Origin of the sequence: Streptomyces sp. ID05-26A (genome assembly GCF_033794685.1) — a bacterium.
Taxonomy (GTDB): Bacteria; Actinomycetota; Actinomycetes; order Mycobacteriales; family Pseudonocardiaceae; genus Lentzea.
Genome location: NZ_JARAYZ010000003.1, coordinates 733,537 through 757,830 on the forward strand (window position 1 = coordinate 733,537; position 24,294 = coordinate 757,830).

The 24,294-nt window shown below is 70.0% G+C and carries 22 protein-coding genes; 11 read left to right on the top strand and 11 right to left on the bottom strand.

Annotation, left to right across the window (positions count from 1 at the left end; genetic code table 11):
- Positions 1–2: 2 nt before the first annotated feature.
- Entirely contained in the window at positions 3–917 is a 915-nt protein-coding gene (locus PV646_RS30625) for a DUF6891 domain-containing protein (RefSeq protein ID WP_500345754.1), read from the top strand.
- On the opposite strand, the gene PV646_RS30630 is transcribed toward PV646_RS30625, so the two are convergent.
- Positions 880–1,269: an HNH endonuclease gene (locus tag PV646_RS30630; RefSeq protein ID WP_500345755.1), complete on the bottom strand. Its 390-nt coding sequence runs from the start codon at positions 1,267–1,269 to the stop codon at positions 880–882. The two genes, PV646_RS30625 and PV646_RS30630, sit on opposite strands and share 38 nt — an antisense overlap.
- Entirely contained in the window at positions 1,253–2,182 is a 930-nt protein-coding gene (locus PV646_RS30635; RefSeq protein ID WP_500345756.1) for a LysR family transcriptional regulator, read from the bottom strand. The genes PV646_RS30630 and PV646_RS30635 overlap by 17 nt, the downstream gene beginning before the upstream one ends.
- A gap of 109 nt (positions 2,183–2,291) precedes the next feature.
- Between PV646_RS30635 and PV646_RS30640 the strand changes: the two genes are divergently transcribed.
- From PV646_RS30640 to PV646_RS30660, 5 genes are all read left to right on the top strand, one after another.
- The gene (locus tag PV646_RS30640; protein WP_500345757.1) at positions 2,292–3,275 is read left to right on the top strand and encodes a TDT family transporter; all 984 of its coding nucleotides are present in this window, start codon (positions 2,292–2,294) and stop codon (positions 3,273–3,275) included.
- 10 nt (positions 3,276–3,285) lie between these two features.
- Positions 3,286–4,428, top strand: coding sequence for a hypothetical protein (locus PV646_RS30645; protein ID WP_500345758.1), 1,143 nt, complete (start codon positions 3,286–3,288; stop codon positions 4,426–4,428).
- A gap of 189 nt (positions 4,429–4,617) precedes the next feature.
- A complete protein-coding gene (locus PV646_RS30650) occupies positions 4,618–5,676 on the top strand; it encodes an MFS transporter (protein ID WP_500345759.1) in 1,059 nt (352 codons plus the stop codon).
- Positions 5,676–6,095 carry a Dabb family protein gene (locus tag PV646_RS30655; protein WP_500345760.1) on the top strand — a complete coding sequence of 140 codons (420 nt, stop codon included), beginning with the start codon at positions 5,676–5,678 and terminating at the stop codon, positions 6,093–6,095. The genes PV646_RS30650 and PV646_RS30655 overlap by 1 nt, the downstream gene beginning before the upstream one ends.
- On the top strand, positions 6,095–6,475 hold the full coding sequence (locus PV646_RS30660; RefSeq protein WP_500345761.1) for an ester cyclase: 381 nt from the start codon (positions 6,095–6,097) through the stop codon (positions 6,473–6,475). The genes PV646_RS30655 and PV646_RS30660 overlap by 1 nt, the downstream gene beginning before the upstream one ends.
- On the opposite strand, the gene PV646_RS30665 is transcribed toward PV646_RS30660, so the two are convergent.
- On the bottom strand, positions 6,456–9,071 hold the full coding sequence (locus PV646_RS30665) for a helix-turn-helix transcriptional regulator (protein WP_500345762.1): 2,616 nt from the start codon (positions 9,069–9,071) through the stop codon (positions 6,456–6,458). The genes PV646_RS30660 and PV646_RS30665 overlap by 20 nt on opposite strands.
- Positions 9,072–9,318: 247 nt before the next feature.
- Between PV646_RS30665 and tnpB the strand changes: the two genes are divergently transcribed.
- The 3 genes from tnpB (at position 9,319) to PV646_RS30680 (ending at position 11,388) form a co-directional block, all read left to right on the top strand.
- A complete protein-coding gene (gene tnpB, locus PV646_RS30670; RefSeq protein WP_500345763.1) occupies positions 9,319–10,674 on the top strand; it encodes an IS607 family element RNA-guided endonuclease TnpB in 1,356 nt (451 codons plus the stop codon).
- Positions 10,667–11,020 (top strand): M14 family zinc carboxypeptidase, encoded by a 354-nt coding sequence (locus PV646_RS30675; protein ID WP_500345877.1) that lies wholly within the window; start codon positions 10,667–10,669, stop codon positions 11,018–11,020. The genes tnpB and PV646_RS30675 overlap by 8 nt, the downstream gene beginning before the upstream one ends.
- Positions 11,021–11,112: 92 nt before the next feature.
- Positions 11,113–11,388: a hypothetical protein gene (locus tag PV646_RS30680; RefSeq protein ID WP_500345764.1), complete on the top strand. Its 276-nt coding sequence runs from the start codon at positions 11,113–11,115 to the stop codon at positions 11,386–11,388.
- Positions 11,389–11,391: 3 nt separating this feature from the next.
- On the opposite strand, the gene PV646_RS30685 is transcribed toward PV646_RS30680, so the two are convergent.
- The 3 genes from PV646_RS30685 to PV646_RS30695 are packed head-to-tail and all read right to left on the bottom strand — an operon-like array spanning position 11,392 to position 15,275.
- Positions 11,392–11,517 carry a hypothetical protein gene (locus tag PV646_RS30685; protein ID WP_500345765.1) on the bottom strand — a complete coding sequence of 42 codons (126 nt, stop codon included), beginning with the start codon at positions 11,515–11,517 and terminating at the stop codon, positions 11,392–11,394.
- 48 nt (positions 11,518–11,565) lie between these two features.
- A complete protein-coding gene (locus tag PV646_RS30690; RefSeq protein ID WP_500345766.1) occupies positions 11,566–13,371 on the bottom strand; it encodes a ricin-type beta-trefoil lectin domain protein in 1,806 nt (601 codons plus the stop codon).
- Positions 13,372–13,418: 47 nt separating this feature from the next.
- Positions 13,419–15,275, bottom strand: coding sequence for a discoidin domain-containing protein (locus tag PV646_RS30695; RefSeq protein WP_500345767.1), 1,857 nt, complete (start codon positions 15,273–15,275; stop codon positions 13,419–13,421).
- A 99-nt stretch (positions 15,276–15,374) separates the two neighbouring features.
- On the opposite strand from PV646_RS30695, the gene PV646_RS30700 reads away from it, so the two are divergent.
- Positions 15,375–16,379: a LacI family DNA-binding transcriptional regulator gene (locus PV646_RS30700; RefSeq protein ID WP_500345768.1), complete on the top strand. Its 1,005-nt coding sequence runs from the start codon at positions 15,375–15,377 to the stop codon at positions 16,377–16,379.
- Here PV646_RS30700 and PV646_RS30705 read toward each other — a convergent pair.
- From PV646_RS30705 to PV646_RS30725, 5 genes are all read right to left on the bottom strand, one after another.
- Positions 16,376–16,813, bottom strand: a complete 438-nt coding sequence (locus PV646_RS30705) for a hypothetical protein (RefSeq protein WP_500345769.1) — start codon at positions 16,811–16,813, stop codon at positions 16,376–16,378. The genes PV646_RS30700 and PV646_RS30705 overlap by 4 nt on opposite strands.
- A gap of 39 nt (positions 16,814–16,852) precedes the next feature.
- Positions 16,853–19,156: a glycoside hydrolase family 95 protein gene (locus PV646_RS30710; RefSeq protein WP_500345770.1), complete on the bottom strand. Its 2,304-nt coding sequence runs from the start codon at positions 19,154–19,156 to the stop codon at positions 16,853–16,855.
- 26 nt (positions 19,157–19,182) lie between these two features.
- Positions 19,183–21,312 (bottom strand): DUF8189 domain-containing protein, encoded by a 2,130-nt coding sequence (locus PV646_RS30715; RefSeq protein WP_500345771.1) that lies wholly within the window; start codon positions 21,310–21,312, stop codon positions 19,183–19,185.
- Between the two features lie 251 nt (positions 21,313–21,563).
- Entirely contained in the window at positions 21,564–22,049 is a 486-nt protein-coding gene (locus tag PV646_RS30720; RefSeq protein WP_500345772.1) for a universal stress protein, read from the bottom strand.
- A gap of 15 nt (positions 22,050–22,064) precedes the next feature.
- Positions 22,065–23,588, bottom strand: a complete 1,524-nt coding sequence (locus PV646_RS30725; protein ID WP_500345878.1) for an MDR family MFS transporter — start codon at positions 23,586–23,588, stop codon at positions 22,065–22,067.
- Positions 23,589–23,690: 102 nt separating this feature from the next.
- On the opposite strand from PV646_RS30725, the gene PV646_RS30730 reads away from it, so the two are divergent.
- Positions 23,691–24,272, top strand: a complete 582-nt coding sequence (locus PV646_RS30730; protein ID WP_500345773.1) for a TetR/AcrR family transcriptional regulator — start codon at positions 23,691–23,693, stop codon at positions 24,270–24,272.
- The last annotated feature ends 22 nt before the right edge of the window (positions 24,273–24,294 follow it).

The following is a 24,294-nucleotide window of genomic DNA, read 5'->3' on the forward strand; positions in this document are numbered from 1 at the left end:
GCATGCTCGAGATCGTGGTGGAGACGGAGAACTGGGAGCGGCACGTGCGCGTGTCCGCCGAGGAGCTGGCCGGGCTCGTCCGGCGCATCGGTGGCGACGGCGACCGGTTCCTGGTGATCCAGCGCGTGCCCGACCTGCCCGGCGTCTTCGCGCAGGTCTGGCACGAGAACGGTGGCGCCTACTCGGTCGAGCACCGCGAGGGCACCGCCGACCGGCACTTCGAGACGACGGCGGGCCTCGACGCCACGATCACGGCCCTCACCGGCTGGGCCCGTCAGGACGCCGGGTGGGCCGAAGGTCTCCCGTGGTCGTCGCTCGGCATGCCGCCCGCGCCCGCCGTGCCGCCGCTCGACCTGCCCGACGCCGACCGCGAGCGGCTGGAGGAGCGCGTGCGCGAGGCGCTGGCCGGTGGGTACTCCTCCCGCATCCAGCTCACCGAGCTCGCCGAGGAGTTCCTGGTCACCGAGGACAGCCGGCCCGTGTCCCGCGAACAGGCCGCGGCGCTGGTCGACCGGCTGTGGCTGGAGCGCGTCGCGGAGCAGGCCGCGTGGCAGGGCGAGACCGACCCCGAACGGCTCACCCGCGCGTTCACCGCCCTGGAGCAGGCAGGCATCACGGCGCGCGAGAACTTCACCTGCTGCCGCACCTGCGGTCAGGACGAGATCGGTGCCGAGAGCGCACCCGGCGCGCGCGGTTTCGTCTACTTCCACAGCCAGTGCACGGATTCCGCCGCGGCGGGTCACGGCCTGAGGCTGCTCTACGGCGGGTTCGACGGCTCTGCCGAGACCACCACGGCGGTCGGGGACGAGGTCGTGGCCGCTCTCGAAGCAGCGGGCCTGACCACGGCGTGGGACCGCGATCCCGGCCGGTCCATCACGGTCACTCCGCTGGAATGGCGTCGCCGGCTGGTGGGATGACGGCGGCGAAGCGGGCGGTCAGCTCGCTCGAGATCTCGTAGTGGCGCACCAGGAACGTGCGCTCGTCGAGCTTCTTGCGCCGCAGCCAGCCCGTCACCTCGGCGTTGCACTTGCTGGCGTTGCACGATCCGCAGGCGGGCACGACGTTGCCGAGCGTGTAACGGCCACCGCGAGAGAGGGCCTGCACGCAGTCCTTCTGCAACGACGCGGCGGGTGCGGTGCAGTACGCGCAGCCGCCCCACGAGGTCTTGAGGGCGTCCCACTGCGCGTCGGTGAGGTCGTTGACGACGCGAGCCATGCGCTTCTTGCGCTTGCGCGCGGCGCGAACCTGTTTGCTACCCCCGGTCGGCACGGTGGGTGAGAGTACGCGTCGCGATGGTCAGCAGGTCGGAGGCGGGGCCCCGGGGTGTCCGGCCGGACGGCCACACCGCCCGCAGTGCGCGGTGCAGGTCCACGTCGCCGACCTCGACCCGGACGAGCGTGCGCGCGGCGATGTCCGCGGCCACGGTGTGCAGGCTCAGCACGGCCGGGCCGATGCCGCCGATCGCCGCCGCTTTGATCGCCGTGGTCGACGACATCTCCAGCAACGGCACCGCGGACTCGGTGATGCCCGCGACACCCAGCGCGTGCTCCCAGGCCTGCCGCGTGCCCGACCCGGACTCCCTGCTGACCATCGGCGTCGCGGCGGCCTTCGCGGCGGTGACCTTCCGGCGCCGGGCCCAGGGGTGGGCGGGCGCGACGACGAGCACCAGTTCGTCGTGCGCGACGACACGGCTCGCCAGGCCCTCCGGCACGTCGGTGCTCTCGATGAACCCCAGATCTGCCTTCTCCGCGAGGACCTGCTCGGCGACGTGCACCGAGTTGCCCGCCGACAGCACGGTCGCGGTGTCCGGGCTGACCGACCTGAGGGCGATCAGCCACGCGGGCAGCAGGTACTCCGCCACGGTGAGGCTCGCGGCGACCCGGAGGTGGCTCTGCCGGTCGGCGCGCAGGCTCGTGATGCCGGCGTCGAGGTCGGTCGCGCGGGCCAGCACCTGCGCCGCCCACCCGGCCACGAGCTGCCCCTCCGTGGTGAGCCGGGCGCCGCGCGGGGTGCGTTCGAGCAACGTCACGCCGACGCGGGACTCCAGGGTCCGCAGTCGCTCGCTCGCGCTGGGCTGGGACATGCCGTGCGCCTTGGCCGCCCGGCCGATGCTGCCCAGCTCGGCGACGCTCAGCAGGAGGTCAAAGCCGGCCAGGTCGGTGACCCGTGGCGGGAGAGGCATAGGGACAGCCTATGTCCACATCGGTGATCGGTGCCTACCGAGGCTCTCCGAGCGGGGGCATCGTCATGTCGTGACCGCTCTCGCACCTCGACCACACCGTGCCCCAGAGGTGCGACGAGCGGCGCCTTTCGGCCCGAACCTCTTCGCCTCGGTGATGGGAACGGGGATCGTCGCCACGGCCGGTGCCTCGATGCCCGGCCTGCACACCGCCGCCACGTACGTCTGGGCCCTGGACGCCGCGTTGCTGGTCTTCCTCGTGGCCGGCGCGGTGAGGCGCTGGACGTGGAGGACGGTCCGCGCCCAGCTCGCCGACCCCGTGATGGCCCAGTTCTGGGGTGCGCCACCGATGGCGCTGATGACCGTCGGCACCGGAGCGTTGCTGCTCGGCAGGGACTGGATCGGACTGCCCGCCGCACTCGCCGTCGACTGGACACTGTGGACGGCCGGGACGATCCTCGGGTTGGCGACGTCGGTGCTGGTGCCGCTGCGGATGATCGGCAGCGGCGAGCGCGCGTTCGCCGGGTGGCTGATGCCCGTGGTGCCGCCGATGGTGTCCGCCGCCTCCGGGGCGTTGCTGGCGCAGCACCTGCCCGAGGGATCGTCGCGGCAGGCCATGGTGCTCGGCTGCTACGCGTTGTTCGGCGTGAGTCTGTTCGCGACGATGGTGATCGTGCCGCAGATCTGGCAGCGGCTGGTGCAGCACGGCCTGGGCGCGGCCTCGACCGTGCCGACGCTGTGGATCGTGCTCGGCCCGCTCGGCCAGTCGATCACCGCGGCCAACCTGCTCTCCGGCGTGCCCGTGCTGCCGGGCCAGGCCGCGTTCGGCGTGCTGTACGGCACGATCACGTGGGGGTTCGCCCTGCTGTGGGTCGCGCTCGCGGCCGCCGTCACCGTGCGGACCGCCCGGCGCGGACTGCCGTTCGCGTTGACGTGGTGGAGTTTCGTGTTCCCGCTGGGCACCTTGGTGACGGGGACGAGCGCGCTCGCGGTCCGGGTGCCGTCCGCGATGTTCTCCGGCGTGGCCGTGGTGCTGTACGGCGCGCTGGTGGCCGCGTGGGTCACCGTGGCGGTCCGGACGCTCGCGCACCGGTAGACTGCGCCGAGTGGGGGACTACAGCACCGGCCCGGACGCCCGATACGTCGTCGTTCTCGTTGAGGGACAACACCTTCCGCTCGCGGTCGTGCGGGTGACCGGCGCGGCCGAGGAAGCCTTCACGCACGACCTGCGCTGGGAACCGTCGGAGCTGCTGGCCCGCGTTCCGTCCGAACCGGACTGGACGGCCCGCGACACGGACGCCGTGGGGGCCAACGGGTTCCTCGTCGAGATGACCACGACGATCCGCGCGCGCACGCACGAGTCCGAACTGACCGACTACCAGTACTACGCGTCGTTCAAGGACGCTCTCGGCGTGCTCGACCTGGCCGATGTGGACCGGTTGATCCGCCGGCCCGGCGGCGGCGTCGAGCAGGAGTACGCCGGTCACGAGACGTGGGAGCCCAGCGACAAGCTCCACCGCGTCGACTCCGGACTGGACGCGCACGAGGCGTACGTCGCGCTCAGCCTCACCGAGGCGGCGCAGGCGAAGAGGCTGATCGACGCGCAGTGGGACCGGGGGTGCTCCCACCACGTCGTCCTCGTGGACGACCGGCCCGTGGCCGCCGTCACCCAGGTCGTGGACGACCCGGAGTCCGAGCTCGCGTTCACCGGAGAACCGGAGCCGCAGCCGTCGAGACTGCTGGCCCAGGCCGCCCGCGAACCGCGCATGACCGCCGTCCGGACCCCCATGGCGACCGCCGTCGAGACGATGGCGCGCCTCACCCTGCGCCGGCGGGCCGAGGCACGGGCGGGGGAGACCGCCGGGTACGCGGTGTTCCACCGCTTGACCGACGTCCTCGACCTCGACTCGGCGTACGACGTCGTGCCGGAGTCGGAGCACCGGTTCTCCACCCCGCTCAACGCTTCGGAGCACGCGGACCTCACCGCGCGCCTGCGGGTGCGCAACGCCCGCCGCATCGCCGAACCGATCGACGGGCACTTCTACTTCGCCGTCTTCTCCGGTCTGCGCGACGTCGTGGACCTGGGCAAGGCGCACTCGCTCCTCCGCGTCGACGACTCCCAGCGGTGGGAAACGCTCCAGTCCGACGGGCAGTGGGGCCACACGAGCAGGCCGCAGCGCCTGCACACGTTGCCGCTCACGAAGTCCGAGCTCGACGTCCTTGCCGAGACGGAGCAGTTGACCCGCTGAGCTTCTGCGGCCTCACGACCTCGTTCCCGAGGGCCCGCCCACCCCGCCACCTACGTACCCACGCGATCTACGTAACGACCACCGACGCGAACACCCACGCCCGAACCCCAATCTAGGGGCGTGACAACACGAACTGCGCCAACGCGAACGGCCCGGGCGGTGGTCCTGGCCTCCGCCACTCTCACGATCATGGCCGCGGCGATCATCGCCCCGAGCCTGCCCGCGATGGGCGAGGTGTACGGCGAGGGGGTGCTGGTCAGGCTGGCCCTGACCATCACCTCGCTCGCCATCGCGGTGAGCGCGCCGCTGGCGGGCCTCGCGGCCGACCGGACGGGCCGCAAACCGCTGCTCACCGGCGGTCTCGTCCTCTACGCGGTGGCAGGCACGGCGGGCTACTTCGTCACCAGCCTGCCGGTCCTGCTCGCCACCAGAACCCTGCTGGGCCTCGCGGTCGGGGCCGTCATGACCGCCGTCAGCGCCCTGATCACCGACTGGTTCGAAGGCCCGGAACGCGGCAGGTTCCTCGGCTTCCAGCAGGCCGCGGCGAGTCTCGGCGGTGTTGTGTTCCTGCCGCTGGCGGGCGTGATGGCCGCCGTGGACTGGCGCCTGCCGTTCTGGCTCTACAGCGTCGCCGCGCTGATCGCCCTGGCCGCGGCGACAGGTCTGACCACGGAGAAACCCGCCCGGCAAGGCTCGGCGGAACCCAGGGCGTTCCCGAGGAAGGCCGTCGGGATCTACCTGATGGCCCTGATCGCGACCCTCGTGTTCTACATGGCCCCGACCCAGCTCCCGTTCCTGCTGCGTGACCTCGGCGCGAGTCCCACCACGATCGGCTTCGTGATCGCGGGCAGCACCCTGACCAGTGTCGTGGGCGCCCTGGTGTTCCCGAGGCTGACGACCACGAGGATCACCGCCATCAGCGTCGTGCTGCTGGGCGTCGGCTGGCTGGTCATCGCCTCGGCGAACGGGGTGGTGCCGGTGACCGCGGGCCTCCTGATCGGCGGGTTCGGCGTAGGGCTCGTGGTCCCGAACCTCAACACGCAGCTCGCGAACAGCGCCGAACCGGCCCAGCGCGGTCGTGTCCTCAGTGGACTGGTCGCCGGCATCTTCCTCGGCCAGTTCCTGTCACCGCTGGTCGTCGCACCACTCGTCACCACGACGGGCATCGCCGCCGCGTTCGGCTGGACCGGTGCCGTCACCACCCTCGCAGGGGCGGCTCTCGCCCTGGGACACAAGGAGAAGAACTGATGATCTACCACGGCAACCGTCTCACGTTGCGCAAGGACGCCTCGCCCGAGCAGGTCGAGGAAGCGCTGGAGAGCCTGCGCAACCAGGGCCGCGTGATCCCGTCCGTGAAGTCCTTCGTGGTCGGTCGCGACTACGGCGGCGAGTACGAGTGGGGCGCCACGTTCGTCATCGAGGACCTGGAGGGGTACTGGGAGTACCTGATCCACCCGGCCCACCGCAACACCGACCGCGTCGGCCTGCCGCTCGTGGACAAGTTCGTCTCGTTCGACATCACCGACGACGGGGACCCCGAGATGGGCGCGAAGATCGCGGCCCTGCACCAGAAGCGCTACGACAGCGACCCCGAGCTCACGAAGCTCGTGTCCGATCTCGGTGAGTACACGGGCAGCGCTGCCCCCGGCCAGCACGGAGACAAGTGATGAACGACCTTCTGCAGTCCTGGATCGAGTTCTGGAACGGCGACCTCGGCCAGGCGGAGCACATCGTCCACGAGGACTTCGTCTGGCACGTCGCCCCGCTGACCGGTGGCCCGTCGCAGGATCACACCGGACGGGACGCGCTGGTCGAGTGGGTGCGCGGCTCCCACGAGGCCATGCCCGGCCTGAAGTTCACCGTCGAGGTGGGGCCGATCTCGCAGGACCCGTTCCACGTGGTCCGCTGGTTCGCCGAGGCCGGCGAGATCTCCTTCCACGGCACCGACATCCTCCGCGTCGAGAACGGCCGGATCGCCGAGTACTGGCTCAACGCGGACGGGCTCTGGGCGGCTCAGCAGCTCGGGATCATGCCGAAGCCGAACTGAACACGCCGGCCAGCTGACGGCGTGAGTTGATGCCCACCTTGCGGAAGATGTTCCGCAGGTGGGCATCAACCGTGCGGGGGCTCAGGAAGAGCCGCGCGGCGACCTCCTTGGACGTCGCCCCGGTCGCCACCAGCCGCGCGATGTGCGTCTCCTGCATGGTCAGCTCGTCGGTGACCTGCGCGGAACGGCTGCGCGCGACCTCGCCGGTGGCCTGCAGTTCCACCGCCGCACGAGCCGCGAAGGCCTCCATTCCCATGGCGGACAACAGATCGTGGGCGGTCCTCAGCTGCGTGCGAGCGTCGACCCGGCGGCCCGCGCGGCGCAACCACTCGCCGTAGAGCAGGTGGGTACGAGCGAGATGGGGCCGGGCCGCGCTCGACTCCAGCTGCCGCAGGGCGAACAGGAACGAGTCCTCCGAGCCCGTGACGAGAGCCTCCGAACAGGCAGCCACACCGGAAGCCCACGAGGTCCCGCACGGCGAAGTGCGGGAAACCAGATCCTTCAACGCCTCCGTGGCGGCGTCCATCTCGCCACAACGCACCGCCGCCTCGATCAGTTCGGGCAACGCCGTCCCGGCGAGGTAGAGATCACCCGGCGCGACGGCCTCCCGGGCAGCGGCCAGTGCCTCCGGGTAGTCGCCGAGACCGTTGTGCAGCACCGCGGACGCCCAGTGCGTGTTCGCGACGAGCAGCCCTTCCCGCCGCGAGGCCTCCCGCAGGGAGTGCTCGATCTCCGCCAGCACGGCCTGCTTCTGCCCGCGGAACGCCGCCAGGTGCAGCCGCTGGTAGCGCAACGGCGGCATGCCCACGGCGTCGGCGACGGCCTCTTCCTCGGCGATCGCGGACACCGCCTTGCCGAGGTCACCGGTGATCACCGCCCCGACGGCCCGTTGCGCGAGCCCGAGCCGCAGCACGAACGGCGACCCCGTCCGTTGCCCGGTCTTCACCAGCCATCCGGTCACCAGCGCGTGCACCTCGGTGTCCCACAGCTCACCCGCGAGAATCGTGGCCAGCGCGGGATGCCGGGTCCACGCGTCGCCGGAGAACACCCGGCGCAGCAGCGGAACGGCGGTCTGATGGCCCTCGTCCGCGAGAAGTACCAACGCCTCCAACGCATCCGAGCCACGATCAAGCCCGCGAGCCTCGCGCACCACGGCGTCCATCACGCCGCTGGGCCGCCCGAAGGCGAGTGCGATCTCGAAGGCGTCCAGCACGCAGTCGCGAGCGGCGGCGCCGGTCATCCGCCGAGCCGCGCTCAGCACGAACGACGGCCCGTCGTTGGACTTGTCGCGCACGAAGGCGATCCGCCCCCGCAGCAGATCCGCCCGCGGGTCGTCGGCGGAGAACGTCGTCAGCAGCTCGGCCGCCACGTCCACCGCGCCCGCGTCCAGCTTGGCCTGCGCGGCGGCCAGGGTGCGCCCGGCTCGAAGCGCGGGAGAGACCGACAACGCCGCCGCCCGCTCCAGGAACGCCGCCGCGGCAGCCACTCCACCCCGCGAACGCGCGCGCTCGGCGGAAAGCTCCAGCTCGGCCGCCAGCGAGTCGTCCGGCCCGGTCCCCGCCTGCGCGCGGTGCCACACCCGCCGATCCGGATCGGTCCACGGATCGGTCACGGCGGCCAGCGCGAGGTGGACGGCCTGTCGCTGAGCGGGAGAAGCCGCGAGATAGACGGCCGACCGAGCGAGCGGATGGCAGAACCGCACCCGTGTCGAGATGCCGACCAGCCCGGACGCCTCGGCCTCCACCCCGGCGGACGCCACGTCGATGCCGAGCTCGGCCGCCGCGGCCCACAGCAGCTGCGGTTCCCCGGTCGGATCGGCCCCGGCGACCGTCAGCAGCAGCTGGGCGTCAGCGGGCAGCCGACCGGCCCGGTCCTGGAAGCTGCGCTCGATCCGGCTCGGCACCGACGCCACGTCCGGCAGCGCGAACCCACCCGCCTTGGGCAGTTCCAGCAACGCCAACGGGTTTCCGCGCGCCTCGGCGAGCAGCCGTTCCCGCACCTTGTCGTCCACCACCGCGGACGTCAGCAACGCGCGGGCCTCGGCGTCGGCCAGCCCCCGCAGTTCCAGCCCGGGCAGCTCGTCCAGCCGCGAGCGCGCCCACGGCCGGCGCGCGGCGAACACGAGCACCACCGGTTCGGAGGCGAGCCGCCGCCCGAGGAACGCGAAGACCTGCGCGGACGCCTCGTCGAGCCACTGGGCGTCGTCCAGCAGGCACAGCACCGGATCCCCGCCACCGAGCAGTTCCAGCGTGGCCATGCCGATGCGCAGCACGTCCGGCTTCCCGCTCGCCAGTCCGAACGCGACCTCGAGCGCCTCCCGGTGCTGCCCGGTCAGCGAGTCCATCAGCGGAGCGCACAGCTGGTGCAGCGCCGCGAACGGCAGCTCCGTCTCGAACTCCGACCCGGACGCCTCCAGCACGCGGAACCCGGCGGCTGACTCCCGCACGTGGGCGAGCAGCGCGCTCTTGCCCATACCCGCCTCACCACGCAGGACCAGCGCACCACCACGCCCGTCCACAGCGGCGGTGAGCATCCCGGCGAGACAACGGATCTCGTCGTCACGTCCGAGCAGCGACGGTGATGTGAGCGCGTCCATGACATGCACGTTATGCGAGGCGCACGAACCGCCGTCACCCGTTCGGCCCACAACCTGAGGTGTATGCGTAGTCGCCTTCAGTCGGATGCGTCCGCGATGACCGGTTCCCTACCGTGACGAGCACATGATCACGAGGGGGAACCGAACTGTTTGGGGGTTCGTGATCAGGCGTGATCGAACGTGTTCGTCTGTGAGCCGGGACGACCCCTTCGCGGTGACGGGAACGTGTGTTCGATAGGGTGATCGGGTGTCGTCCGTGCTCCAGGCGTACCAATTCGCCCTGGACCCCAGTCCCGGTCAGGAGCGGGCGTTGCGGTCGCACTGTGGTGGCCAGCGGCGGGCGTTCAACTGGGGTCTGGCGCGGATCAGGGCGAACCTGGGCCAGCGAGCCGCCGAGAAGACCTATGACCTGGCTGAGGATGAGCTGACACCGTCGTTGTCGTGGTCGGCCTACAGTCTGCGCAAGAGCTGGAACCAGGCCAAGGACGAGGTCGCGCCGTGGTGGGCGGAGAACTCGAAGGAAGCCTATTCATCGGGTCTGGCCAACCTCGCGGCCGCGCTGGGCAACTGGGCGGATTCCCAGCGCGGCAAGCGCAAGGGCCGCGGGTGCGGGTTTCCCCGGTTCAAGGGCAAGCGGTCCGGGTTGTCGTGCCGGTTCACCACCGGCGCGTTCGGCCTCACCGACGACCGCCGGCACGTGAGGCTGCCCCGCATCGGGACGATCCGCACCCACGAGTCCACGCGCAAACTCGCTAGGCACGTCGGGCGCGGCACCGCCCGTATCCGCTCGGCGACTGTGTCTTTGCGGGCTGGGCGGTGGTTCGTGTCGTTGTCCGTGGAGATCACCCGCGCCGACCCCGCGCCCACACGACCCGAGAGTGTGGTGGGTGTCGACCTGGGCGTGAGGTCGCTGGCGGTGCTGTCGACCGGTGAGACCGTGCCGAACCCGCGGCGGCTGGAGACCGTGCTGCGGGAACTGCGTCGTCTGCAACGCCAGGCCGCGCGCCGTGTCGGCCCGGACCGGCGCACCCGTCGTGTTCCGTCGAACCGGTGGCGCACAACCCAGGGCCGCATCGCTCGCCTGCACGCGGCCGTCGCTAACGCCCGCCGGGATGGGCTGCACAAGCTCACCACTCGGCTCGTGCGCACTCACGGCACGGTGGTGATCGAGGATCTGAACGTGGCCGGCATGATCCGTAACCGGCGGCTTGCCCGGCATGTCGCCGGTGCCGGTATGGCCGAGCTGCGCCGCCAGATCGAGTACAAAGCCCACTGGACCGGTGTGCGCGTGCACACCGCTGACCGGTGGTATCCCAGTTCCAAGACGTGTTCGGCCTGTGGTGTGGTGAAAGCCAAACTGCGCCTGTCCGACCGCGCCTACCGCTGCGAGGCGTGCGGCCTGGTCTTGGATCGGGACCTCAACGCCGCGCGTAACCTCGCCGCGCTCGCGCACCGCGAGACGTCCTCCCCGAGTTGCGGGGCGACGGTAAACGAGCCCGCTGGAAACCCACGTAAGACCCGCACCACGCGGGCAACGGGTACCGCCACGGGAAGACCCGCCCCAGCGGGCCAACGCCGACGCCGCAAGGCGCCGGCTGCCTGAACACCGTGAACTCACGTTCACTCACGCTTCAGGTAACGGCTACACCACCACGCTGTCGCCGAACGACGGGCCGCTGCGGGCGATGGCCAAGGACATGGCCGGGCTCGCGGGCGCCGACTGGCAGTACGGCCAGCCTGGTGAGCTGCTCTACACCGCGGGCGGCTCGATCGACGACTGGGTCTACGGCGAGCTCGGCGTGCCCCACTACACGTGGGAGATCGGCAACTGGCAGGGCGACTGCGCGGGCTTCCTGCCCGCCTACTCCTGCCAGGACGGGCACTGGGCGAAGGTCAGGCCGATGCTGACCTGCGCGACGAAGAAGGCCGCGAGCCCCTACCTCGGCTGATCGGGGTTTGCCGTCCGGGGGACGGGGTAGCCGGTGCCGCGTCAAGCAGCCGGCGTACCCCGTACCCCCGACTGTCCCGAGGCGGCGACCACATGCGTTTCATGCCCTTGCACCACGCCATCCGCGACGCTCTCGCTCTCCTGCGCGTCACGACGGGGGCGGACCTCGCCGGACGGGCCGAGCAGGCACGCAAGCGCCTGGCGGAGGCCGTGACGGCCGCACCCGACGCGCCCGCGAAGGCGTTGACGCACATCGCGGCGGCGGACGAGCACCTGGAGTACGGCGAGCTGGTGGAGGCACGCAGGTTGCTGACGGCGGCCCGCGTTCTCCTGCCCGGCCACCTGAGGCTGGTGCGGGCCAGGGCGTGAGGCTCAGTCCGGTGGCTCGCTGGGGTCGTCGGTGGACTCCTCCGGCACGTGGGGCTCTTCGACGTCGAGGTCGTCCAGGCTGGGCGTGCCGGGGGAGTGGGGTGCCTCGGGGTTGATCGGATCGGTCATGCCGCCCGGTTACCCGAGCGGCACGACCTCATGCGTCCCTTCGCCCACCTATGCGGGCACGGTCCACCGCTGGTTCGCCCCGCCCGTGCACGACCAGATCTGCAACTTCGCTCCATCGGCCGTGTTGTTGCCTATGACGTCGAGGCACTTGTTGCTGCCGGCGTTGACCAACGTGCCGCCGGACGCCGTCCAGCGCTGGTTCGGACCGCCGAAGCAGTCCCAGAGCTGGACCGTGGAACCGTCCGCCGTGCCGTTGCCGGTCACGTCGAGGCACTTGCCCAGGCCGCGCACCGTGCCGTCGGTGCCGAGCGTCCACGTCTGGTTCGGGCCGCCGAAGCACGACCACAGCTGCGGCAGGTTCCCGTTCGTGGTCGAGCCGTTCGTGACGTCGAGGCACTTGCCGCCCAGACCCGTGACGGCGCCGGTGCGTCCGGGCTGACCGGGGTCGAGCGTGCCGGGCCAGGTGAACGTCGCCATGGCCCCGGCGGGGAGATTGTAGCCGAACGTCTGGCCGTTGTAGGAGACGCGGAAGTTCTGCTGGCCGCCCGTGTTCAGCGCGACGAGCACGATCCGGCCGTCCGGGTTGCGGAAGGCGACGTTCTGGACGCCGCCGTCGCCGAAGCCGGTCGAGTCGATGCGGACGGCGCCGGGCTGCACGAACTTCGACAGGTGCCCGAGGACGTAGTACTCGGCGTTGTACGTGACGTCGTTGCCGTTGGTCCTGACCACACCCGTGCAGTTGGTGCAGCTGCCGATGACCGGGCCGTTGTTCTGGTCCAGGGCCATGTTCCAGATCGCCACCGACCGCGCGTGGTTGCGCGTGGCGCCGATCGCGAGGTTCATGCCCTGCCAGCGCAACGTGTCGCGGAACGTCGACGCGTCGTCGCTCGACCTCGTGCCGGAGCACTCCGTGAAGAACACGTCCTTGCCGGGCTGGTTGTTCTTCACGATGGACTGACGGCTCGGGTCACCGCCGTAGCAGTGCCACGCGGACCCGATCACGTTGGCGCCCGTGCCGTTGTTGACGGTCTGCGCGTAGTCGACGTTGTCCCAGTTGTGGTCGTACCCCAGCAGACGCGCCTGCTCGCCGGCCGCGCGCAGTTTCGGCACCAGGGTGTTGATGACGTTGACCTGCTGCTGCGGTGACATGTACATGCCGGGGTAGCCCGGCGGTTCGAAGAGCGGCTCGTTCTGCACGCTCATGTAGTCGATCGGGATGCCTGCCGCCCGGTACGCCTGGGCGAACTTGACCAGGTAGTCGGCGTAGACCCCGATGCGGCTGTCGTTGAGTGAGCCCCGGATGAGGTTGTTGTTGTTCTTCATCCACGCCGGGGCGCTCCACGGCGTCGCCATCACGGCGAGCTGCGGGTTGAGCTGCTTGGCCTGCTGCAGCAACGGCAGGATGTAGGCGTTGTCGTGCGCGACCGAGAACCGCGACAGCGACGGGTCCGCGGCGCCGTCGTTGTAGGTGTAGAAGCTCCGCGAGAAGTCCGTCGCGCCGATCGGCTGCCGGATGAAGCTCATGCCGATGCCGGTGCTCTTGTTGAACAGGTTGTTCATGATCTCGTTGCGGCGCGGGGAGTTGAAGATGTTCCACGCCGCCGCGTCGGTGAACGACGCGCCGAAGCCGACCATGGACTGGTGGGTGGCGTTGGGGTTGACCGTGATCGTCGACCCGGTGCCACCCGAGCCGAACGTCACGTCTCCCTGCTGGCGCAGGAGGTTGGAGCGGTCGGCGGTGGTCAGCCAGACGGCCGCGTTGGTCGCTGCGGTGGCGACCGGAGACACGAGCGTGCTTCCGGCCGTCACCACGGCCGCCGCGATGGCGATGCCACGCAGGCGTTTTGTCATCATTGACATAAGCGCTCCTTGCAGGGGTTCGGGCGCCCGACAACAGATGTTCAGTTGTAGAGACGGAAATCGGCGATGCTCCACCAGTTGCTCGCGGTACCGGTGGACGTGATGCGGACGTAGCGCGCACTCGTGCGGCGGACGTCGATGTTCGTCAGCTGCCCGACGCCTTCACCGGACGCGATCGCGCGCCAGGTAGTGCCGTCGTTGCTGACTGAGAGCTCCCAGTTGCGGGCGTAGTCGCCCAGGTGGCCGCCCGAGTCGATCGCCATGCGGCGGAAGTCCTTGCGGAGCCCCAGATCGACCTGCAGGAACTGGCCGGGGGCCTGGGCGCCGTTGTTGGACCAGCGGGTCGACGCGTCGTCGTCGATCGCGAGTGCGCCGTCCGGAGAGGCGGTGGCACCGGAGAGCGGTACGGCGTCGAGCTTGCTGCGGAGCTGACTCGTCCAGGTGAACGTCGCGAGCGCGCCGCCGGGCAGGGTGTACTCGAAGGTGCGGTCGCCGACGTTGACCGCGAACGAACGCGGGTCGTCGTGCTGGTTGTGCACCACCAGAGCCGTGGAGCCGTCCGGGTTGCGGAACGCGGTGTCCATGATCTGGCCGTTCCAGCCGGTGGTGCCGAACGAGGTGCTGGCGATGCGGCGCGCGCCGGGCTTCACGAACTTCGAGAGGTGGCCGATCGTGTAGTACTCGGCGTCGGTGACGACCGACCCGTCCGGCTGCACGGTGACGAGGCCGGTGCACGTGCCGCAGCCGCCGTTGTGCGGGCCGCCGGCGCTGTCGAGCGCGATGTTCCAGTTCACCGCGCTGCGAGCCCAGTTGCGGGTGGTGCCGAGCACGACGTTGCGGGCGTGCCAGCGCAGGGTGTCGCTGAAGACCTTGGCGGGCGGGTCGGTGGCGCCCTTGGACCCCGAGCACTCGGTGAACCAGATCCCCTTGTCCGGGAACGTGTCGCGGAGCTTGGTCTGCGCGCTCGGGTCGCCGTAGTAGCAGTGGTACGCGGTGCCGGCGAGCCACTTCGCGGCCTTGCTGTTCAGGAGCTGGTACGGGTAGTCGGCTTCGGCCGAACCGTCGTTGGGGTGCGTGGCCCAGTTGTGGTCGTAGCCCAGGATCCTGGTGCGCGGGCTGGCGAGCTTCAGCTTCGGGCCGAGCGCCTCGATCACCTTGATCTGCGCCGCGACGGGCATGTCCGTGCCGGGGTAGGCGTCGGGCGTGCGGTTCTGCGGCTCGTTCTGCACGGACAGGAAGTCGATCGGCACACCGGCCCTCGCGTACGCCTGCACGAACTTCACGAGGTAGCGCGCGTAGGCGTCGTAGACCTTCGGGTCGTCCTTGAGCTTGCCGCCGACGAGCGAGTCGTTGTCCTTCATCCACGCCGGTGGGCTCCACGGCGTGCCCATGACCTTCAGTCGCGGGTTGAGGCGCTTCGCCTCACGCAGCAACGGAAGGATCTTCGCCTCGTCGTGCCTGATGCTGAAGTGCCTGAGCGGGAAGTCGGTCTGCCCGGCCGGCACGTCGTCATAGGTGTAGTGCTCCTTCGCCGCCGTGAAGTCGGACGAACCGACGGGCTGGCGCAGGAAGCTGACCCCGATGCCCTCGACGGGGTCGAACAGCTTGCGCATGGTCTCGGCGCGGACGGCCGGGGCGAGACCCGCGAGCAGTTCGGCCGACGAGTCCGTGATCGACGCGCCGAAGCCGTCGACCTCCTGGTAGCGCCGGTCGGGGTCGACCACGATCGTCGGGTGCGTCGACTCGCCCGTGCCGAACGTGACGCGCGGGCGTTCGTGCATCAGCTCCGCGCGGTCCGGCGTGGTGACCCACACCCTCACCTGTGGTGCGCTGGAGGCCTCGGCGGCGGGCACGGCGGTCAGCCCGAGCACCAGCGCCACGATCGCGGTTCGTCTCATGTAACACCCGTTCATCACTGTGAAACAGCAGCTTTCAGGATGAAACACCCGGTCGTGTCGAGGGTCAATGGTCTGGAGGATTTCCGGTACATTGACCTGGTGGAACGCAAGATCGAACACGTGAAACAGCGCGCGAGCGTCCGCGACATCGCGGCGGAGACCGGAGTGTCGATCGCGACGGTGTCCCGCGTGCTGAACGATCACGCCAGTGTGGCGCCGCGAACCCGTGACCTGGTGCTCCAGGCCGTCGAACGGCGCCGCCAGGAGACACCGGCGAAGGTCAGAACCGTGTACGTCCGGTGCCCGTACGTCCTCACCGACTACTTCGGCCTGATCGTCTCCTCGATCGCGGAGACGCTGAAGCTGCACGGCCTGCGCATGCTGCTGGACGCGGGCGAGTCGGGTCAGCACAGCGACGCCCTGCGCGGCCTGACGGACCAGGCCGGCGTCGACGGAGCGATCCTCATCCTGCCTCCGGAGGAGGGCGGCGAACTGGTGGCGTTGTCCCGCGCGGGTTACCCGTTCGTCGTGGTCGACCCGCGCGTCCTGCCGCTGCCGGACATCGCGTCCGTGTCCGCCGCGCACTTCGCGGGAGCGCGTGCCGTGGCGGACCACCTGATCGACCTCGGGCACCGCGACATCGCGGTGATCGCCGGCCCGGAGGAGTGGCTCGCGGGAGACGCCCGCCTGGCCGGCCACCGCGCGTCCCTAGCTCAGGCAGGAGTGCTGCTCACACCGGATCGCCTGCGCCACGTCGAACCCACCGTCGCACACGGTGCGCGCGCGGCGGCGGAGTTGCTGTCGCTGGAACCCCGGCCTTCCGCGATCGTCTGTTTCAACGACAAGGTCGCCGTGGGCACCTTGCAGGCGGCGCGGGAACGGGGCCTGCGCGTGCCGGAGGACCTGTCGGTGGCCGGGTTCGACGACATCGACCTGGCGGAGGCGACGAACCCGCGGCTGACGACCGTGCGGCAACCGTTGCAGGAGATGGGGAGCATCGCCGTCACGCAGCTGATGCGGGTGCTGGACGGGCATCGGCCGGAGGCGCTGCACATCGAGCTGGCGACGACGCTGGTGGTCAGGGACTCGACCGCCGCGTTCTAGTGCACAACGGCCCAGGTGCGCACGACGGGATCGACGACGACCTCGAAGTGCTGCTCGCCCTCGTACCGGTCACAACGGTGGTGCACCTGGAATCCGCCACCTGCCGGGATCCACAGCGTCAGCACGTGGCTGACGGACTCACCGTCGTCGTGCGCGGTGCTGTCGAGCACCTCGGCGACCACCGCGGTTCCCCTGGCGCGCAACGACGCGGTCTCCTTGGCGGACTCACCCGCCGTCGCCCAGAGCGCCATCATGAGGATGACGACGACGAGCATGCCCAGTTCCCACAGCAGGATCGACCACCACGGCTCGTCCGAGAAGGCGAGCACGGCCATGGCGCCGGCCAGGGCGGTGATCGTGAGTCCCGCGAGCACGCGCTGCACGGAGGCCGAACGCGGGCTCGTCAGGCTGACTTCGGAGGGGTTCGGGGCCACCAGCCGATCATAGAACGCCGGTGACCCCGAACCCGGCCGTTACGGGCGAAGCGTCACCGACTGCCCCTTGCGGAGGTGGACCTTCTTCTTCCACCGGCCGAAGCGCACCTCGGTCTCCGTGCCGCCGACGCTGCGGACGGTCGCGCTGGTGACCTTGCCGTCCTTCCACGCGAGGTCGACGGTGAAGCCGCCGCGGGCGCCGATCCCGGTGACCGAACCGGTCTTCCACGCCGAGGGCAGTGCGGGCAGCAACTCGATCACGCCGGGACGGGCGTACAGCAGCATCTCCAGCATCGCGGCCGGAGCACCGAGGTTCGCGTCGATCTGGAAGATCGCCCGGTCGCCGAAGCTGTACATGTCGAAGAAGTTCGGCGCCGTGCCGTTCGCGTGGTCGATCGACGGCCGGATGACCTTCTGGATCAGCTCGTAGGACCGGTCGGCGTCCTTCAGGCGTGCCCAGCAGGCCGCGCGCCACGCGAGACCCCAGCCGAAGCTCTCCATGCCGCGGGTGATCAGGTGCTGCTTGACGCCCTCGACCACCGCGGCGGGGGAGTCGTCGCGGTTGACGCGGTCACCGGGGAAGAAGCCGACGAGCGGCGAGAGGTGGCGGTGCGTGGTCTCGCCGAGGTCGTCGGGCGACATCCACTCCTGCAACATGCCGGTCTTCGGGCTGACGACCGGCAGGTACAGCTTCTCCCGCAGCGCCGACATCCTGCGGCCGTAGGACTGGTCGCGGCGCAGCACGTCGGTCGCGATCCGGTACTTGCCGAAGAGGTAGTGCACCAGTTCCTGGTTGTAGGTGTTGCCGCGGGTGTCCTGCGGACCGTGCTCCGGCGACCAGTCGTGGTCGTCGACCAGACCCTGCGGGGTCTCGACGAGGCGGGCCTCCCAGAACTCGCAGGCCCCCTTGAGCAACGGGTAGATCTTGGCCAGGTAGTCGCGGTCGAGCGTGTACTCGTAGTGCTCGAACAACGACATGCACAGCCACGCGTTGCCACCGGGGTGCCACCACCAGCCGCTGCCGCCGTAGATGTTGGTGGAGAAGGCGACCGCCCACCCGGCCACGCGGTTGTTGGTGTTGCGGAACCGGTTGCGCTCGTCCTGGTACACCGACTGCGTCGTGTTCGTCCAGGCCGGCAGCTGTGCCACGCAGTAGTTCGCGAGCGCCTCGAACGTGTCCGACAGCCCGGCCCGGTCCGCGAGCCAGTAGTTCATCTGGATGTTGATGTCGGTGTGGTAGTCGCTGTACCAGTCGGGGTTGTTGTCCGACAGCCACAGGCCCTGCAGGTTGATCGGCAGGTTGTCGCGCGAACCGGTGATGGCGAGGTAGCGGCCGAACTGGAGGTAACTCGCCTCCAGTTCCGGGTCGGGAGTGGGGGTCGCGGCCCTGGCCTTGAGGCGGGTCCACGTGTCCATCGCGCGCTGGGCGTCGGTGGAACGGCCCAGGTCGACCCTCTGCCGGTCGTACTTCTTGCGGTAGTCCGCGACGTGCGTGCGCAGCAGCGCGTCGGCCTTGGCGCGCACGTTCGCCTTCTGCAGCGCGAGTTTCGCGGGTTCGAGGAGCGGGTCCATGAACCCGGCCGAGGCGTCCGGGACGTAGTTCGTGCCTCCGGAGAACACGATCACGAGGTCCGAGCAGCCGGTGAACCTCAGGTTCGCACCGTCCACTTCGACCGTTCCATCAGGACTGAACGCCGTGACGACACCGCTGTACGCCAGCTTGTTCGGCAGCGAGCCGGTGAAGACGGCCGCGGTGTGCGGTGCGTCGCCGACGGTCGGCTCGCCGTGCGCGCCGGTGAGCGTGACCGTGCCGGACTGGTCCGGGCCGACGAGCCGGACGATCACCACGTCGTCGGGGTGGCTGGAGAAGATCTCGCGCCGGTACTGCTTGCCGCCGTGGGTGTACTTCGTGGTGACGAGACCGTTGCTCAGGTCGAGCGCGCGCCGGTAGTCCGTGGCACCCGCGTGGCCCGGAACGTCGACGTAGAGCTTGGCCAGCATCGAGAACGTGCCGAAGTGCGTCGGGTCGTACGGCAACTGGCCGTCGCCTTCGAGCGCGTCGTTGAGCTCACCGGTCCACAGCGTGACGTCGGTCAGGTACAGGAAGTCCTTCTCGACGCCACCGCCGACGAGCGCGCCGAGGCGGCCGTTGCCGATGGGCAGACCCTGCTCGATGATCTTCGCCTCGTCGGCGGGAGCGGGGTACCAGAGGGTGGTGGGGTTGGTCGCCAGGGGGTTGCCGGCCGGCCGCTCGGGAGCGGCCTGGGCGGAGAACGTGGGGAGGACCATGGCTCCCAGTCCTAACGCTCCGGTGGCCTTGAGGAAAGAGCGACGTGAGGTCATCGTGGTGCTCCTGGGAAGTCGGTGGGTCAGCGGGCCGTCAGGCTGGACACGTGCACGGCGTTGTCCGGCCCGCGAACAGCGACCCAGGTCGAGCCGTCCGCCCCGGCCGCACCGCCGACCGCGCCGGTGAGCGCGTTGCTGACGAACTGGTCGCGCTTGGTCCACCAGGTGCCCGCGCCGTCGACGAGGTCCTGCTGCCACAACGTGTAGTCGCTGCCGCGCACGAAGACGTTGACCCGGTCACCGTTGGCCACGGCCGTCGGGCTGCCGCTGATCACGCCACCGAGCGAGGTCCACGCGGACCAGCCGTTCGCGGTGCGCTTGCGGTACCAGGCGGAGTCGTCCTGCAGGCGGACGGTGACGAACGTGCCGGACGCCACCGTCGCGGCGGAGGGCCTGCCGTAGATCTGCTGGTTGCCGGGCGAACCGACCGACGTCCAGGTGCTGTTGGCCTTGTCGCGCGTCCACACGCGGCCGTCGGCGCCACGCCCGAAGAGGCTCCAGCTGTCCGGTCCGGTGAACGCCACCGACACGGAGTCGGTCAGCGATCCACCGAGCGAGGTCCAACCGCCCCACTTGCCGTTCGCGAAAGTCCGTTGGTAGGCAACGTTGTCCGTGCCGCGGACGAAGAGGTCGATGCGGCCGTTCGGGCTCGCGAACGCGGACGGCTGGCCGAGCACCTGGCCGCCCCGGGGCCCGCCGAGCACGACCCAGTTGCGCCACTCGCCGTCGACCATCGAGCGCTGCGTGAGGCGGCCGCTCTCCTCGCGGGCGAAGGTGGCCAGGTTCCTGTCGTCCCAGCGGATCAGCGCCGGGCTGGCCGAGGTCTCGCCGCCGAGGTCGGTGCCGGGGACGGCGGTCTCACCGCGCAGCCTGAGGAACGCGGTGCCGTGCGCGGGAACCGTGACGGTGTAGGTGCCGGTCGCGGTGCCGCGGTCGGCGCGGGCACGCAGGTCGCGGACGGAGACGGTGCCCTTCAGGCCGGTGTCGGCGATGCCGACCGCGTACTCGGCGGGCTGGTCGTTGCGGTTGAGCACCGCGACGGCCCGCTCACCCTTGCCGGACAACACCTTGCTGTAGACGTCGACGTTGTTCGAGCCGGCGACCCGCACGCCCTGGATGGCCAGCGGGTCCTGGTCGACCGCGATGATCTCGGGGTTCTTCAGCGTCTCGATCATCGACGGCGGCAGCGTGCGCGGGTCCGACCCGATGATCAGCGGTGAGGCCATCACCGACCACATGACGAGCTGCGAGGTCGACTCCTCCTCGTTGAGCTCGTACGTGCCCTGCTCGGTCTTGCGCATCGGGATCAGGTAGTCCGGGTCGTTGTAGTGACCGGGACCCTGCGCGCCGGGCCGGTAGAGGTTGCGGTCCATGTTGCGCAGCACGTCACGCCAGATGCCCTCGTACGGCGTGCCGAACGCGACGTCGGTCGAAGTGCGCCACGAGTCGCCGACCCGCGGTCCGTACGTGTAGGCCACATAGGCGGTCTGGTCCCAGCGGTGCGGCACGCCCCACTCGTCGGTGACCGGGTTGCAGAGGTTGAGGATCATCTTGCGCCCGGCCTTCCGCACCGCCGCGGAGAACTGCGTGAAGGCGACGGCCGGGTCCATGTTCTGCGCGATGCCGCACAGGAAGTCGATCTTGATGGCGTCGAACTTCCACCCGGCGAACTGCTTCGCGTCCGCCTCGTAGTACCCGCCACCACTGCCGGCGGCGCAGTTCTTGCCGTCCCACGCACCCGCGTCGGTGTAGATGCCCGCCTTCAACCCCTTGGCGTGCAACGTGTCCACCAGCTTGGTGAACCCGGACGGGAACCGTGCCGGGTCGGGCACGAGCGACCCCTTGCCGTCCCGCGGCGGGCTCGCGTTCCACCCGCCGTCGATCCACACGATGTTGTAACCGGCCTTCGCGAGGCCGCTGCTCACGAGGTGGTCGGCGACCCCGAGCACCTTCTCCTCCGACGCCGCGCCCACGGCGAAGTAGGAGTTCCACCCCATGTACGGAGTGCGGGCGAGGCCCGAGTCGTAGTAGGTGGGCGCGCCTTGGTCGACGCCCGCGTGTTCTACGGGTGCGGACGGTGCGGCGGTGGCGACCGCCGTAGGTGCTAACAGCGCCAAGGCGATGGTGGCCACGGACAGCAGGGTTCTCGGCATCTACCCGTACCTCTCGTCGTCGAGTGGCTGAAGCATGCTTCGGTCACCCGATCGCGTCAAGAATAAATACTAAATTAAGTTTAGAAATCCCTGCGCCCGGCAGTACCGTAGCAGTGATCCGACCTATGACGGCAAGACAAGTTGAACGCACGAACGCACGCATCTGTCCGCAGGCGTGAAACTGCTGGTGAACGCAGTGATGCCCGCACTCGACGATCGAGTGCGGGCATCATGTGGTCCGAGGTGTGAGGTCAGGGCACGACGAGTACCGGCCACCGACCCGTCCGGATCAGCCGCGTCGCCACCGACCCGGCGAACCGGTGCCCCGCCTGCTGCGACGCCCCGACGACCACCATGTCGGCCTGGCACCGGTCCGCCGAGTCGCGCAGCACCGTGACCGGGTCGCCGAACGCCTTCAGGAACGTCACCGGCACGTCGAGCTCCTCGGCGAACGACCGCACCTGGTCGGCGAGTTCGGCGTGCAGGCGGGCCGTCGCCTCGTGCTCGAACGCCGAGGCGACCGCCGGGCTCAGCGCCGCCAGGGAGGAGTGGCACGCCACGAAAGTGACGACCAGCCGTGCTCCCTGGCGGCGGGCCAGGCCGAAGGCGGAGGCCGCCGCGCGCATCGCGGTGTCGGTGCCGTCGATGCCCACCATGATGGTTCTCGACGACGGCAGGGGAGCGGGGCCGTAGGAGTCCACTGTGGATTCGAAGGCGTTGTTGAGGCCGGCGCTCATGGTTCCCCCTCGGAGTCAGCGAACGACTGCTGAGTCTGCGTCCTTCTTCTCGAGATCGATCGTCGTGCGCAACGTGATCGGCTTGAGCAGCAGTGCCGCCACGATGCCGATGACGCCGACGGCGGCGGAGATCAGGAAGATGTGCGCCGTCGCGTCGCCGTAGACGGTGTGCACGATCGTCTGGACCTCGGGCGGGAGTGCGGCGAGGTTCAACGCGCTGGTGCTGCCGGTCGACTGGCCCGCCGGCACGTGCAGCGCGGTGGACAGGTCGGCGGTGACGCGGTTGGCGAGGACGGCGCCGAGCACCGAGACGCCGATCGTGCCGCCCAGCGAGCGGAAGAACGTCACGGACGCCGAAGCGGCGCCGAGTTCGCTCAACGGCACGCTGTTCTGCACGGCCAGCACCAGGTTCTGCATCGTCATGCCGACGCCGATGCCCACGACGGCCATCGCGACGCCGACGATCCACAGCGCGGTGGCGTGGTCGACGAAACCCAGGCCGAGGAAGCCGAGCACCAGGATGATCGTGCCGGAGACGATGTACGGCTTGATCCGGCCGGTCTTGCTGATCATGCGGCCGGAGATCGTGGACGACAGCAGCACGCCCGCCATCAGCGGAATGGTCAGCAGACCGGCCTCGGTCGGGCTGTAACCGCGGCCGATCTGGAAGTACTGGCCGAGGAACACCGCGCCGCCGAACATCGCCATGCCCACCGAGAGGCTCGCGATGATCGCCAGGGCGGGGGTGCGCTGGACGACGATGTGCAGCGGCACGACGGGTTGCTCGACGCGCAGTTCGACGGCGATCGCCGCGCCCAGCAGCACGACGCCGGCGCCGGCCATGGCCGCGCTCTGCCACGAGATCCAGTCGAACGAGTTGCCCACGAACGAGACCCAGATGAGCAGCACGCTCACGCCTGCGGCGATCAGCGTCGCGCCGAGGTAGTCGATCTTCACGTTCTCCCGGCGCACGGTCTCGAGCTTCAGCGTCGCCTGCAGCACCACGAACGCCAGCGCGGCGATCGGCACGGCGACCCAGAAGCACCAGCGCCAGCCGAGCCACGACACGTCCACGATGAGTCCGCCGAGCAGCGGGCCGCCGACCGTCGCGACGGCCATGACCGCCCCGAGGTAGCCGTTGTAGCGGCCTCGTTCGCGCGGCGGGATGATCGCGGCGATCACGACCTGGACCAGCGCCTGCAGGCCGCCGACGCCGATGCCCTGGAACGCGCGCGCGGTGATGAGCTGGCCGGTGTCCTGGGCGAACCCGCTGAGCAGCGAGCCGATCACGAAGATCACGATCGCGGCCTGGACCAGCGTCTTCTTGTTGAACAGGTCGGCGAGCCTGCCCCAGATCGGGGTCGTGGCCGTCGCCGTGAGCAGGGTGGCCGTGACCACCCACGTGTACTGGGTCTGCGTGCCGTTCAGCGAGCCGATGATCCGCGGCAGCGCGGTGGACACCACCGTGGAGCTGACCATGGCCACGAACAGCGCGAGCAGCAGTCCGGACAGCGACTCCAGCACCTGCCGGTGCCCCATCGCCCGAGTCTCGATCAACACAACCGCCCCTTCGTCGCCTTAATTCTTGCGCGTTGTGCAAATTTGCGCAATGAGCAACTTACTCGGGTTAGGCTTGAGCGCATGGAGACGCTCACCACGCTGCGCGAGCACAAGAAGGCGGCGACCCGGCGGTCGCTCGCCGGAGCGGCGTTGCGGCTGGCGGTGGAACACGGCCTGGACGGGGTGACGGTCGAGGACATCGCGGACGCGGCCGGGGTGTCCCGCCGGACGTTCTCCAACTACTTCACCAGCAAGGAGGACGCCGTCCTCGACGCCGACCGCGAGCGGCTCAGGGCGCTGGTCTCGCTGGTCGAGGCGCGACCCGAGACCGAGGACGCCTGGCAGGCCCTGCGCGCGTCCACGGCCGAGCTGTACCGCGTCCGGCCCCTCCCGGACGTCGAGTGGATGGCCCAGCTGCGGCTGTTGCGCCGTCATCCGTCACTGCTCGCACGACAGGCAGGCGACCAGGTCGCGCTCGAACGCGACCTGACCGCCGTGCTGGTCCGGCGCGAACCCGACGAGGAGACCGCCCGGCTGATGGCGGCGACGTTCCTCACCACGATCCGCGTCGGCATCGCGTTGTGGCTGGAAGGGGCGGGCGAGCAGGAACTGCCCGGCCTGGTGGACCGCCTGCTCGGGCGGCTGCGGGTTCAGGGCTCGTAGACGTCAGGGCTGGTAGACGTTC

Bases quoted from the DNA above. Each gene is read 5' to 3' on its own strand.
- PV646_RS30680 (WP_500345764.1), top strand. From the start codon at position 11,113: ATGCGTTTCATGCCCTTGCACCACGCCATCCGCGACGCTCTCGCTCTC.
- PV646_RS30650 (WP_500345759.1), top strand. From the start codon at position 4,618: ATGGCCGCGGCGATCATCGCCCCGAGCCTGCCCGCGATGGGCGAGGTG.
- PV646_RS30720 (WP_500345772.1), bottom strand. From the start codon at position 22,049: ATGAGCGCCGGCCTCAACAACGCCTTCGAATCCACAGTGGACTCCTAC.
- PV646_RS30710 (WP_500345770.1), bottom strand. From the start codon at position 19,156: ATGACCTCACGTCGCTCTTTCCTCAAGGCCACCGGAGCGTTAGGACTG.
- PV646_RS30635 (WP_500345756.1), bottom strand. From the start codon at position 2,182: ATGCCTCTCCCGCCACGGGTCACCGACCTGGCCGGCTTTGACCTCCTG.
- PV646_RS30695 (WP_500345767.1), bottom strand. From the start codon at position 15,275: ATGAGACGAACCGCGATCGTGGCGCTGGTGCTCGGGCTGACCGCCGTG.
- PV646_RS30665 (WP_500345762.1), bottom strand. From the start codon at position 9,071: ATGGACGCGCTCACATCACCGTCGCTGCTCGGACGTGACGACGAGATC.
- PV646_RS30660 (WP_500345761.1), top strand. From the start codon at position 6,095: ATGAACGACCTTCTGCAGTCCTGGATCGAGTTCTGGAACGGCGACCTC.
- PV646_RS30715 (WP_500345771.1), bottom strand. From the start codon at position 21,312: ATGCCGAGAACCCTGCTGTCCGTGGCCACCATCGCCTTGGCGCTGTTA.
- PV646_RS30730 (WP_500345773.1), top strand. From the start codon at position 23,691: ATGGAGACGCTCACCACGCTGCGCGAGCACAAGAAGGCGGCGACCCGG.
- PV646_RS30655 (WP_500345760.1), top strand. From the start codon at position 5,676: ATGATCTACCACGGCAACCGTCTCACGTTGCGCAAGGACGCCTCGCCC.
- PV646_RS30625 (WP_500345754.1), top strand. From the start codon at position 3: ATGCTCGAGATCGTGGTGGAGACGGAGAACTGGGAGCGGCACGTGCGC.
- PV646_RS30685 (WP_500345765.1), bottom strand. From the start codon at position 11,517: ATGACCGATCCGATCAACCCCGAGGCACCCCACTCCCCCGGCACGCCC.
- PV646_RS30690 (WP_500345766.1), bottom strand. From the start codon at position 13,371: ATGATGACAAAACGCCTGCGTGGCATCGCCATCGCGGCGGCCGTGGTG.
- PV646_RS30725 (WP_500345878.1), bottom strand. From the start codon at position 23,588: ATGGGGCACCGGCAGGTGCTGGAGTCGCTGTCCGGACTGCTGCTCGCG.